The following is a 12,139-nucleotide window of genomic DNA, read 5'->3' as shown; positions in this document are numbered from 1 at the left end:
TACTCTAAGAAAAAGGAGTGTGGCTTTTGATGTCTAAGAAAAAAGAAGAAAAAATTGATTTAAACAAGATTCCTCAGGAGGAACAGTTGAAATATGAGATAGCAGAAGAACTGGGGGTTTTGGATAAAGTTCTGGAAAGGGGCTGGAAAAGTCTGTCCGCTAAGGAAACTGGACGGATTGGAGGACTTATGACCAAGAGAAGACGAGAGGAAAAGATGAAAGAAAAAGTGGATGAAAACAGTAATATTTCTTGACGCAAATCTCTGCTGGTGGTATTATACAAGTGTATAATTCCATAAACCTATTGAGTGCATCAGCGTTGACCGCACAACACTGGTGAAAAGGGAATCAGGTGAGAATCCTGAGCGATCCGGTCACTGTATTTGGGGAGCAATGTCAGCAAAATCCATTGTACGAAAGTATGAGAAGGAGAGGCAAAGCGGAGAACCATAAGTCAGGAAACCTGCTTAATAGCAGTAAGGTGAAAACTTCCGTGCAAAGTTTGAAATCCCTGTAGCCCTGGATGGGGCTATATGTTTCCGCTTTTCATGTGAAGGCGGAATTTTTTATGGAATAGTGCCGAAAGGTAAACGCCTGAATTTATAGAATTATGCATGATTAAATGGCAGACGGTTCTCCCGGTTTCTAAATGTTGTCCTGTATATCCAATCCGTTTTCCCGCAACAAACGGAACATACACATCCTCCGCAGGACAGAGAAATCGTGACAAAACCGGGAGAAACGCCGGAAACTTCATATTATTTCTTATTTATGAAAAGAAGAGGTCATTATCGCCCTCTTCTTTTTGTACAGAGGTCCTTAGTGTATTGAGGGCAGGATAAGGAAAAGAAAGAGACAGATAAAATGACGGAATATACAGAAAAGAGAAAAATCAGACCAGAAGAGCGGCTTGCCGCTTTTTTTCGGCAAAAGGGAGAGATAACAAGAAGGGAAAAACTGTCGATTGTCTGGCAGATGAGCGTTCCCGCCATCATGGCTCAGATAACCTCTATTTTAATGCAGTATATTGACCAGGCAATGGTGGGAAACCTTGGGGCCCAGGCGTCAGCATCTATTGGAGTTGTCTCCACAAGCACCTGGCTTCTTAGCGGACTGTGCAGCGGCGTGGCTACAGGTTTTTCTGTACAGGCTGCACACCAGATTGGAGCGGGCAGAGAGGCCAATGCCAGAAAAATCCTGAAACACGGACTTGCCGCAGCCCTTTGTTTTTCCCTTATCCTCATGGCAGTGGGAATAGCCATCAGCGGGAAACTTCCTGTATGGCTGGGAGCAGGAGAAGAGCTTTGGACAGATGCATCAGGCTATTTCTTTGTCTATGCATGTTCTCTTCCTGCAGTGCAGATAAACCGGCTGGCAGGCTCCATGCTTCAGTGCAGCGGAAATATGCGGACGCCCAGTATATTAAACGCCAGTATGTGTCTTCTGGACATTGTTTTCAATATGATCTTTATACGGCACTACGGTGTGCTGGGAGCAGCAATAGGAACAGCCCTTGCTCAGGCTGTAGTATGTATTTTTATGCTCCGGGCGGTTTGCTTCCGCTCCCCTGTGTTTCGATTCAGAGGAGAAAAGGGAGGAATGGATAAGAAGATTTTTACCACTGCTTTTCAGGTGGGAGCTCCGCTGGCCTTTGAACATGTGGCTGTCTGTGGGGCTATGATCGTTACTACCAGGATCATTGCACCCCTGGGAACTGTGGCTATTGCAGCAAACTCTTTTGCAGTAACAGCGGAGAGCCTCTGCTATATGCCAGGGTATGGGATTGCTGAGGCAGCTACTGCTCTGGTAGGACAGAGCCTGGGAGCCGGGAGGGAAAAGATTGCAAAAAGTTTTTCCAATCTTTCCGTGCTTCTGGGAGGCGGAATCATGGCAGTAACGGGATCTCTGATGTTTTTCATATGTCCTGGGATCTTTCATATGATGACACCGGATATTCAGGTGCGGCAGCTTGCCGCGGAAGTACTGCGGATACAGCTTTTTGCAGAGCCCCTTTATGGAGTGTCCATTGTGGCTGCAGGAGCTCTCCGGGGAGCAGGAGACTCCCTGGTCCCCAGTATCCTGAATCTGATCAGTATTTGGGGCGTGCGTATTACACTGGCTCTGCTGTTGGTGGAAAAATGGGGACTTCATGGAGTGTGGACTGCAATGTGTATTGAATTATGCGTAAGAGGTCTGCTGCTCTTATTCCGCCAGCAGACCAGCAAAGTAGGGTATAGAGAAACATCTGGGAAAGGAAAATCCTAAAGACTTTGAGGGCAGTATGGGTTTTTGTCCAGAAACTGCACTTCCAGGATCACAGGCTGGTGGTCCGTATATGCAAAATCTGTGTTTATCACAGAAACACGGGATATCTTCAGATTATCGGATACCAGGAACCCATCCAGCACATATGCCAGGGACTTCCCTGAAGAACCGTCGTAAGGCCGGTCCAGAAGCCGGCAGGTGGGCCAGGTATCATCGGCGGCTATGGAAAAGTGGGCCGGAAGAAAGTCTTTTTCCAGGAGACCAGGGGTCCAGTTCTTGCTTTTACGGAGAGGATATTTGTCCTCTCCTTTTATAATCTGATTGAAATCCCCGCCGGCGATGACATAATTGCCTTTTTCATATTCCCGGGAAAGGATCTGGGAGAGCAGCCGGCTCTGAGCCAGCTTTCCTTCTCCTTTATCATAGGCTTCCAGATGAAAATTCAGGAGTACCAGTTCCCGGCTGCTGCTTTTGACAGGTATTCTGGCTTCAAGAATACAGCGTTTCAGATTACAGGTCTTTACCGGCCAGGAGAAGGATTCGGGAAGAGCAAGACGCCGGGCAGAACGGACCTTTAAATCTGTAAAAGTACTGATGCCGCTGCTCATTTTTCCCAGAGGGGGAAGGGGGAAGGGGATAAAGTCACACTTATAGTTCCAGGCAAAGACGCCAGGAAGGCCCATACGTTTCTCAAAATAATCCTGCTGATCCATATGATAGGAACGGGAGGAATCCAGATCTACCTCCTGGAGAAAATATGCATCGGCTGTACAGGAGGTCAGGATTTTTCCAATTTCTTTCATATTTCGGAAAACCTGACTTTTACTTCTGGGGCGTACCATTTTTCCTCCGTCCATGAAGAAATCCATGGAACTGTCAAAACCTGCAAATCCGATATTCCAGGTAAGCAGCCGGAATGGATCTGCTGGGGAAAGGAGCCGGCGGCCTTTGGGCGGGGATAGGGACTCTGCCTTTTGGGGGCGATATTCACGCAGCGTATACCAGGAAAGAGCCCCCAGAGCCCCGGTCAGACAAGAAAGTATGAATTTTTCCCCGGTTTTCTGTAAAAGTTTTTTCGATTTCATGCTCATCCTCCTCATGGAATTATAGTAACATAGGAAAAGGAAAAAATCTCATTCTTTTGAAAATCTTTTGTTTATCTTCTGTTAAATTTCCGCAAAAATTCACAATTTCCCATCTTGACAAAATTTTTCAATATGTCTATGATAAATGAAATGAAAAGATGTAAGGATTTCGGAAGCAGGCAGTGCTGAGAAATCTGTGACATCGAAAGAAAAAGGTAATGAGAAAGAGGAGTACGCTCTGGGAACTTGCAGAGAGAACAATTCGTCGGCTGAAAGATTGTTTAAGGAAAAAGGGCGGAAGGTAGCTTTTGAACCGGAGAGCTGAAGGAGACCACCTGAGGATGGCGGGATTTGGTAGGTTTTCCCGGTTTGTCCCCGTTACAGGACCTTTGAGTGATAAAAAAAGGTGGTACCGCGGCTTTGTCGCCCTTTGTAACTATTTAATGAGATGGTTATGGAGGGTATTTTTTATGCAGATTCCCAAAAAAGTTTTTGGATATAAAATACCGGACATAACTAAGAGGAGGAGACTATGAGCAAAGAGCTTGCAAAAACTTATGACCCAAAAGGTCTGGAAGACCGCATCTATCAGAAATGGCTGGATAACAAATATTTCCACGCAGAAGTAAACAAAGACAAGAAACCCTTTACTATTGTGATGCCCCCGCCAAATGTAACTGGCCAGCTTCATATGGGACATGCCCTGGACGAGACCATGCAGGATATCCTGATCCGTTTTAAAAGGATGCAGGGTTATGAAGCCCTGTGGCAGCCGGGAACAGACCATGCGGCTATTGCCACAGAGGTAAAGGTTATTGAAAAGTTAAAAGAGCAGGGGATTGATAAAAACGAAATCGGAAGAGAAGAATTCCTGAAACATGCCTGGGCCTGGAAAGAAGAGTACGGCGGAAAGATCATCAATCAGTTAAAGAAATTAGGGGCTTCTGCTGACTGGGACAGAGAGCGTTTTACCATGGACGAAGGCTGCTCCAAGGCCGTTCAGGAAGTATTTATCAAGCTTTATGAGAAAGGCTATATCTATAAAGGCTCCAGGATCATCAACTGGTGTCCTGTATGCCAGACTTCTATTTCTGACGCAGAGGTAGAGCATGAGGATCAGGACGGATTTTTCTGGCACATCAATTACCCGGTAGTAGGAGAAGAAGGACAGTTTGTGGAAATCGCAACCACCCGTCCGGAAACGCTTCTGGGCGATACTGCAGTAGCTGTAAATCCAGACGATGAGAGATATAAACATCTCATCGGAAAAATGCTGAAGCTGCCTCTTACAGACAGAGAAATCCCTGTGATCGCTGATGAGTATGTAGATAAAGAGTTCGGAACCGGCTGTGTAAAGATCACCCCGGCCCATGACCCTAATGACTTTGAAGTAGGAAAACGTCACAATCTGGAAGAGATCAACATTATGAATGATGACGCCACCATTAATGAGCTGGGAGGCAAATATGCAGGCATGGGCCGGTATGAGGCCAGAAAAGCCATGGTGGAAGATCTGAAAGAACAGGGACTTCTGGTAAAGGTAGTTCCTCACTCACACAGTGTAGGAACCCATGACCGCTGCGGTACTACCGTAGAGCCTATGATCAAGCCTCAGTGGTTTGTACGGATGAAGGAAATGGCTCAGGCTGCCATTGATACTTTAAAAGAAGGAAATCTTACATTTGTACCGGAGAGATTTGACAAGACCTATCTTCACTGGCTGGAGAATATCAGAGACTGGTGTATCTCCCGTCAGCTCTGGTGGGGACACCGGATCCCGGCTTATTACTGTGACGAATGCGGTGAGACTATAGTTGCCAGGGAAATGCCGGAGAAATGCCCGAAATGCGGCTGTTCCCATTTCCACCAGGATGAGGATACTCTGGATACCTGGTTTTCCTCTGCCCTGTGGCCCTTCTCTACCCTGGGATGGCCGGATAAGACTCCGGAGATGGAGTACTTCTATCCAACAGACGTGCTGGTAACAGGATATGATATTATCTTCTTCTGGGTAATCCGTATGGTATTCTCCGGTCTGGAACAGACTGGAAAGACACCATTCCATCATGTGCTGATTCACGGATTAGTGAGGGATTCTCAGGGAAGAAAGATGAGCAAGTCTCTTGGAAATGGTATCGACCCTCTGGAGGTTATCGACAAGTATGGTGCAGACGCACTGAGACTTACTCTGATCACAGGAAATGCTCCTGGAAATGATATGCGTTTCTACTGGGAGAGAGTAGAAGCCAGCAGAAACTTTGCCAATAAGGTATGGAATGCTTCCAGATTTATTATGATGAACCTGGAAAAAGCAGAAGTTCCTGGAGAAATGGACCTTGCAGAACTTACAGGAGCAGATAAGTGGATTTTGTCCAAAGTCAATACTCTGGCAAAAGATGTGACAGAAAACATGGACAAATATGAACTGGGTATTGCTGTTCAGAAAGTATATGATTTCATCTGGGAAGAATTCTGCGACTGGTATATTGAGATGGTGAAGCCAAGGCTTTACAGCGATACAGACAGCACCAAAGGGGCAGCTCTCTGGACTTTGAAGACAGTTCTGGGCAATGCCCTGAAGCTGCTGCACCCCTATATGCCTTTTATTACAGAGGAAATTTACTGTACTCTTCATCCAGAGGAAGAATCCATTATGCTCTCTTCCTGGCCGGTATTTAAAGAAGAGTGGAATTTTGCCAATGAGGAGGAAGCTGTAGAAATCATTAAGGAGGCTGTAAGAAGCATCCGAAATGTACGCACAGGAATGAATGTTCCTCCAAGCAAAAAAGCGAAGGTATTTGTAACAGCCGAGGATGAGAAGATACGGAAAATCTTTGAAAACGGAGAAATCTTCTTTGCGCCTCTGGCTCATGCAAGCCAGGTAATCGTTCAGAAGGATAAGACAGGCATTGAGGATGATGCGGTATCTGCCGTTACAGCTAAGGCAGTAATCTACATGCCTTTTGCAGAACTGGTTGATGTGGAAAAAGAGATTGAGAGACTGAAAAAAGAAGAAGAGAAACTGACAAAAGAGCTGGCTCGTGTAAACGGCATGCTTGGTAATGAACGTTTCATCAGCAAGGCGCCTAAGGCAAAGGTTGACGAAGAGCGGGCCAAACTGGAACGCTATACCGCTATGATGGAACAGGTAAAAGAGAGATTAGCGCAGCTGCAGTAATGCGCAGGGGGGCTGCCACATAGAGGTTTAGGAGAGAGAGTATGAAAGAAATCAGGAAGGTATTATGCCTGAAATATCTGAATATGTTTTCTGTACCGCTGCAGTTCCTGGCGGTATTTGTGGGCTACTTCTTTATAGAAGCGATTTCCAGACATTCTATATGGGAAGCCATGGATTTTTTGACAGAGAGGCCTCTGGTCTTTCTGTATAACACATTTTTAATCTTTACAACGACCCTGATCGTATATCTTTTCAGAAGAAGAGTTTTCTGGAGAGTGATCCTTACCATCTTCTGGATGGGCCTTGGTATTATCAATGGCGTGCTTCTGACTACCAGAGTAACGCCCTTTACCGGGCCGGACCTGCATATGATCACAGATGCCTTTGAGATCGCGGACCGGTATCTGCCAGCTTTCTTTTTCTGGGTAGTGGTTGTCCTGGCAGTTCTGGCTGTGCTGGGTCTGGTCCTGTTGTTCATAAAAGGGCCAAAGTATAAAGGAAAGCTTCGATATAAAGTAAATATTCCCCTGATCATTGTGGGAGCTTTGGCCTTTGCAGGAACCACAAAGCTGGCTTTGGAAAAAAGGGTACTGTCCAACTATTTTGGAAATATTGCATTTGCTTATGAGGATTACGGTTATCCCTACTGTCTGGCTACAACGATTTTTAACACAGGAATCAGCTGCCCCAGAGATTATTCAGAGGAGGCTATGGCTGATATCACAGAGAGTACGGAGTCTCTGCCGGAGACAGGAGAAAGCAGACCGAATATCCTTTTTCTTCAGCTGGAGTCCTTTTTTGATCCTACCCTGGTAAATTACTTGAATGTTTCAGAGGATCCCATTCCGAACTTCCGGAAACTGATGGAGGAATATTCTTCCGGATATTATAAAGTGCCTTCTGTTGGAGCCGGTACGGCTAACACAGAGTTTGAATCAATCACAGGAATGAGTATGCATTACTTTGGACCTGGCGAGTATCCTTATAAGGGAATCCTGGAAACAGAGACCTGTGAAAGTGCAGCTTATGTACTTAAGGAACTAGGATACGGCACCCATGCCATCCATAATAACGAAGCGAACTTCTACGGAAGAAGACGTGTGTTTGCCAATCTGGGATTTGACACCTTTACTTCATCAGAATATATGTCAGAACAGGATGATACGAACCCTAACGACTGGATCCGTGACCGGAACCTGACGAAATACATTCTTCAGGCTATGGAATCCACAGAAGGACCGGATTATGTATACACTATTTCTGTACAGGGCCATGGAGACTATCCGGAAGAGCCGGTGCTGGAAGATCCAAAGATTACAGTATCCGGCAGCAGTACAGAGGCCCAGGATTATAAATGGGAATACTACTGCAACCAGATTTATGAGATGGACCAGTTCATCGGAGAATTAATCGATGCCCTTTCTCAAATTGATGAAGATGTAGTACTGGTTATGTATGGAGACCACCTGCCGACTATGGATCTTACAGTCACTGACGTGAAAAACCGTTATCTTTTCCAGACAGAATATGTAATCTGGGATAATATGGGACTGGAAAAGCAGGATAAGAATTTAGCTGCCTACCAGATGGCTGCAGAAGTTATGGACCGGGTAGGAATCCATGAAGGAAATGTTTTCCGTTTCCATCAGGCAAGAAAGAATACACAGGATTATCAGGTAGATCTGGAAATGCTCCAGTATGATATCCTCTACGGAGAGCACTATGTATATGACGGAGAGACTCCGTATGAAAAAACAGCTATGAAATTAGGTGTTGTGGATACCCAGTTTGAGGGCATTGAGGAAATTTCAGATGGCAGATACTATATACGGGGCGCTAATTTTACCCAGTCTTCTTATCTGGAAATAAACGGGGAACTTGTAGAAGCTACCTTTATTGACGAGAACACCCTGCTTGTGCTTACGGACCTTCTCCAGGATGGAGATGAAGTGGATATTGCTACCAGAAGCAACAGTTCTACCCACAGAGTCCTGACCAGAACAGAAAGCTATATTTATCACGAGCCTGAAGCAGGCAGCCAGGAGGCCGTTCTGACTCCGATTACAGATGAGGGAGAAGACAGTCAGGAACAGACAGCGGAAGAATCTCAAACAGATTCTCAGACAGAAGAGACCCAGGAAGAATAGAAAGCTTTTTTTCTCAGGCGACATAATTTGCTTGCATATTATCACCACTTCATTATAATGATAAGTGACCCCGGCAGCCCGCCAGGGCCAAACCATTATAACAGAAGTGGTGATTTTATTATGAAAGCCCAGTCTCAAAACAGAGACGGACGGGCTGCTTGCAGCCCAGGACGGCTATGTTTTCGAGACGCTAATCCATATGAGCAAGAAGGCCGGTAGGCCGGATTGCGAATATGGATAGGATTGCGGGAGCGCAGAGCGCGGAGCAATCCGTGGGCTTTCATAGCAGCGGAAAGTCTCAAAACAGAGACGGACGGGCTGCTTGCAGCCCAGTCGGGCTATGCTTTAGAGACGAGGGGTCTGCTTACCATTTCACAGAACAGGAGGGATACGGCTTGTTCACTTATGAAGAAGCGGTTCAATATATCGAAGATATACCAAAGTTTACAACAAAGAATAAACTGGAACATACCAGACAGTGCCTGGATCTTCTTGGAAGTCCCGATAAAGGGAAGAAGATCATACACGTAGCAGGGACCAATGGGAAAGGCAGTGTCTGTGCCTTTATTTCCACCATGCTGGAGGAAGGAGGCTATAAATGCGGACTCTTTACCTCTCCTCATCTTATGAAGATCAACGAGCGTTTTCAGATCAATGAGGTCATGGTTTCTGATGAAACCTTTCTGGAGGCTTTTTCCAGAGTAAAGGAAATGTCAGATTCTCTTGTAGGGAGAGGAGAATACCATCCCACATATTTTGAATTTCTTTTCCTTATGGGCATGTTGATTTTTCAAAAAGAAGAAGTAGACTATATTGTACTGGAGACAGGTCTGGGAGGAAGGCTGGATGCCACCAATTCCGTGAGAGAGCCTGTAGCCTGTGTGATCACATCGATCAGTCTGGATCATGTGGAATATCTGGGAAATACCATAGGACAGATAGCCGGGGAAAAAGCAGGAATCATAAAGCCAGGAGTTCCGGTGATCTTTGATGGAAATAATCCTGAGGCTGCTGAGGTAATAAGAGCCAGGGCAGAAAGCCTGGGATGCCCGTGGTATGCCATGAAGGAAGAGAATCAGAGAATGCTGGACTTTACCCCCGAAGGCATAGAGTTTGTATCTGATTCCAGAGTGTATGGAGAAACGGAACTGTTTATTCCTTTTATCGCCAGGTATCAGATGATGAATGCGGCTCTGGCTCTTGAGACGATGGGAGTTTTGAAAAATATCCATCATCTGGAAAAAGATACTCTGATACGAGGAATGAGGAATACCCGCTGGCAGGGAAGAATGGAGACCATACTTCCCGGAGTGATCGTAGATGGGGCTCACAATGAAGACGGAATCGCAAAATTTGTGGAGACTGTGGAATATTTTCAGAAAGACTATCCGATTACTTTACTGTTTTCCACAGTATCAGATAAAGATTTCCGGGATATGATCCATGAAATCTGCAGGGGTCTTCATTTCTCCAGTGTAGTGACTACAGAGATATGGGGAAGCAGAAAGCAGTCGGCAGCAGAACTTGCAGAGCTTTTTAAAGAAGAGGGATGCGAAGATGTTCATGCAGAGCCGGATCCGGGAAAAGCTTTCGACAGGGCATATGCTCAGAAGGGAAAAGGCCTGATGTTTGTGGCCGGTTCTCTTTATCTTGCAGGGGAGATAAAGGATTATGTAAGGAGGACGTTCCATGATTAATTTTGAAGAAGAACTGAAAAAATTTCAGCCATGTCTGGAAGTGGATGATGCAGAGGGCGCCATTTACAGGCAGGACCTGACAGATGTCATTGATATTCTGAAAGAAATGATAAAAGATAACAGCAGCACTTCAGATAAATAGGGGTGAAATTTATGAATTGTATGATATGCAACGCGCCGCTAAACGCCTCTGACCATTGCCCAAAGTGTGGATGCAAAGTGACAGCCCAGAAAAAAGCCTGGGCTCTGTCAGGCCTTTATTATAATCAGGGTTTGGAGAAGGCTCAGGTAAGGGACCTGTCAGGAGCCATTACCTGTCTGAAGCGAAGCCTGAAAATGAACAAACTGAATATACAGGCCAGGAATCTCCTCGGACTGGTATACTTTGAGACCGGAGAAGTGGTAGCGGCTCTCAGCCAGTGGGTAATCAGTAAGAATATGATGCCTCAGAATAATGTTGCAATAGGCTATATCGAGAAGCTTCAAAAAGACGGAAACCGGCTGGAAGAAATAAATAACAGCATAAAGAAATATAATCAGTGCCTGGAATACTGCAGAAGCGGCAATATAGATATGGCAAAACTGCAGCTGAAAAAAGTGCTGGCCAGCAATCCTAAGCTGATCAAAGGGTATCATCTCCTTTCTCTGATCTATATCCATGAGGAAGAGTATGAGAAAGCCAGAAGACAGCTGAAAGCAGCAGCTAAAATAGATAAAAGCAATACCACCACTCTCCGGTTTCTGAGAGAAGTGGAAGAACAGACAGGAAGAAGGACTAATCTGGAACCTAGGTTCGGCATGAGAGAAAAAGTGAGGGAAGGAAAAGACGGAAGTCTGATCTATAAATCGGGAAATGATGTTGTTATCCAGCCCCCAGAATTCCGGGAAAAGACCATTACCAATACATTGATAAACCTGATCCTTGGACTGGTTGTAGGAGCTGCCGCTCTCTGGTTTCTGGTAGTGCCTGCCATTACTCAGAATGTAAACGAGGCGGCTAATGAAAAGGTGGTGGACTACAGCAACCAGATGGCTACACAGGCAGCGGAGCTGGAGCGCCTTCAGGAGCAGATGAATGCCTCCCAGGAGTCTGTGGATACAGCCCAGAGCCAGATTGAAGCGGCGCAGCAGCAGACTACAGACTATGAAAACCTTTTAAAATCCTGGGATGAATATCAGCAGGGGAATTTTACCAACGCAGCCAATGCCATTGCAGAGGTAAATTCGGATAATCTTTCTGTAGAAGGGAAGAGCATCTATGACACTATCATGAACCAGGTGGGAGATACGCTGAAGCAGCAGTATCGGAATGAAGGAATCAACTATATAAATGCAGGGGACTATGACTCGGCCATCGAGAGTCTGCAGAAAGCTGTGAATATCGGAACCCAGGACAGAAGGTCCATGTATTACCTGGCCCAGGCGTATGCAGGGAAGGGCGATGTGGAAAATGCTGCTGCCTGGTATCAGAAGGTGGTGGACAACTATCCGGGAACCCAGAATGCTTTGGATGCCCAGGACTATATAGATGCACACAGCGATGAAATAAGTTCTGCAGACAGTGAAGATGATACCCAGAATGAGGGTGACAGCAGCAGTACTGCCGGAAATGAAGATGCCGTTCAAGGAACAACAGAAGAATAATCTGAAATAAACAGATGTATAAGAGAAACCTTGAGATAAAGGGGCTTTCCAAAGAAGGAAGGCTCCTTTTTCCGTACATAAGGAGACAGACTTTAAAATCGGAGGAGAGTATAGAAAGGGGAA

General features: G+C 45.7%; 8 protein-coding genes, 1 riboswitch and 1 other annotated feature. Of the genes, 7 read left to right on the top strand and 1 reads right to left on the bottom strand.

The window, feature by feature from the left end; genetic code table 11:
- Positions 1-29: 29 nt before the first annotated feature.
- Together B5G33_RS07450 and B5G33_RS07445 are read left to right on the top strand one after the other, a co-directional pair.
- Positions 30-254: a small, acid-soluble spore protein, alpha/beta type gene (locus tag B5G33_RS07450; RefSeq protein WP_087271579.1), complete on the top strand. Its 225-nt coding sequence runs from the start codon at positions 30-32 to the stop codon at positions 252-254.
- 35 nt (positions 255-289) lie between these two features.
- Positions 290-485, top strand: a riboswitch (cobalamin riboswitch).
- A gap of 379 nt (positions 486-864) precedes the next feature.
- Complete coding sequence (locus tag B5G33_RS07445) at positions 865-2,265, top strand: MATE family efflux transporter (protein WP_087271582.1); 1,401 nt, start codon at positions 865-867, stop codon at positions 2,263-2,265.
- Here the strand turns inward: B5G33_RS07445 and B5G33_RS07440 are convergent.
- The gene (locus B5G33_RS07440; RefSeq protein WP_087417188.1) at positions 2,262-3,350 is read right to left on the bottom strand and encodes an endonuclease/exonuclease/phosphatase family protein; all 1,089 of its coding nucleotides are present in this window, start codon (positions 3,348-3,350) and stop codon (positions 2,262-2,264) included. The genes B5G33_RS07445 and B5G33_RS07440 overlap by 4 nt on opposite strands.
- Positions 3,351-3,559: 209 nt before the next feature.
- Positions 3,560-3,784, top strand: a binding site (T-box leader).
- Positions 3,785-3,882: 98 nt separating this feature from the next.
- Between B5G33_RS07440 and B5G33_RS07430 the strand changes: the two genes are divergently transcribed.
- From B5G33_RS07430 to B5G33_RS07415, 5 genes are all read left to right on the top strand, one after another.
- Positions 3,883-6,528, top strand: coding sequence for a valine--tRNA ligase (locus tag B5G33_RS07430; RefSeq protein WP_087417186.1), 2,646 nt, complete (start codon positions 3,883-3,885; stop codon positions 6,526-6,528).
- 41 nt (positions 6,529-6,569) lie between these two features.
- Positions 6,570-8,675: an LTA synthase family protein gene (locus tag B5G33_RS07425; protein WP_087271591.1), complete on the top strand. Its 2,106-nt coding sequence runs from the start codon at positions 6,570-6,572 to the stop codon at positions 8,673-8,675.
- 395 nt (positions 8,676-9,070) lie between these two features.
- Positions 9,071-10,372, top strand: a complete 1,302-nt coding sequence (locus B5G33_RS07420) for a bifunctional folylpolyglutamate synthase/dihydrofolate synthase (protein WP_087417185.1) — start codon at positions 9,071-9,073, stop codon at positions 10,370-10,372.
- Positions 10,365-10,514, top strand: a complete 150-nt coding sequence (locus B5G33_RS21615; RefSeq protein WP_164496691.1) for a hypothetical protein — start codon at positions 10,365-10,367, stop codon at positions 10,512-10,514. Before B5G33_RS07420 ends, B5G33_RS21615 begins: the two co-directional genes overlap by 8 nt.
- A gap of 11 nt (positions 10,515-10,525) precedes the next feature.
- Positions 10,526-12,016 carry a tetratricopeptide repeat protein gene (locus tag B5G33_RS07415; protein WP_087417184.1) on the top strand — a complete coding sequence of 497 codons (1,491 nt, stop codon included), beginning with the start codon at positions 10,526-10,528 and terminating at the stop codon, positions 12,014-12,016.
- The last annotated feature ends 123 nt before the right edge of the window (positions 12,017-12,139 follow it).

The organism is Blautia sp. An81 (assembly GCF_002161285.1).
Classification (GTDB): domain Bacteria; phylum Bacillota; class Clostridia; order Lachnospirales; family Lachnospiraceae; genus Blautia; species Blautia ornithocaccae.
The sequence above is the reverse complement of the archived record's forward strand: the minus strand, read 5'-3'. Positions and strand labels throughout refer to the sequence as shown.

Excerpts from the sequence above, each read along its gene's own strand:
- B5G33_RS07450 (WP_087271579.1), top strand. The coding sequence starts at position 30 with ATGTCTAAGAAAAAAGAAGAAAAAATTGATTTAAACAAGATTCCTCAG.
- B5G33_RS07445 (WP_087271582.1), top strand. The coding sequence starts at position 865 with ATGACGGAATATACAGAAAAGAGAAAAATCAGACCAGAAGAGCGGCTT.
- B5G33_RS07440 (WP_087417188.1), bottom strand. The coding sequence starts at position 3,350 with ATGAAATCGAAAAAACTTTTACAGAAAACCGGGGAAAAATTCATACTT.
- B5G33_RS07430 (WP_087417186.1), top strand. The coding sequence starts at position 3,883 with ATGAGCAAAGAGCTTGCAAAAACTTATGACCCAAAAGGTCTGGAAGAC.
- B5G33_RS07425 (WP_087271591.1), top strand. The coding sequence starts at position 6,570 with ATGAAAGAAATCAGGAAGGTATTATGCCTGAAATATCTGAATATGTTT.
- B5G33_RS21615 (WP_164496691.1), top strand. The coding sequence starts at position 10,365 with ATGATTAATTTTGAAGAAGAACTGAAAAAATTTCAGCCATGTCTGGAA.
- B5G33_RS07415 (WP_087417184.1), top strand. The coding sequence starts at position 10,526 with ATGAATTGTATGATATGCAACGCGCCGCTAAACGCCTCTGACCATTGC.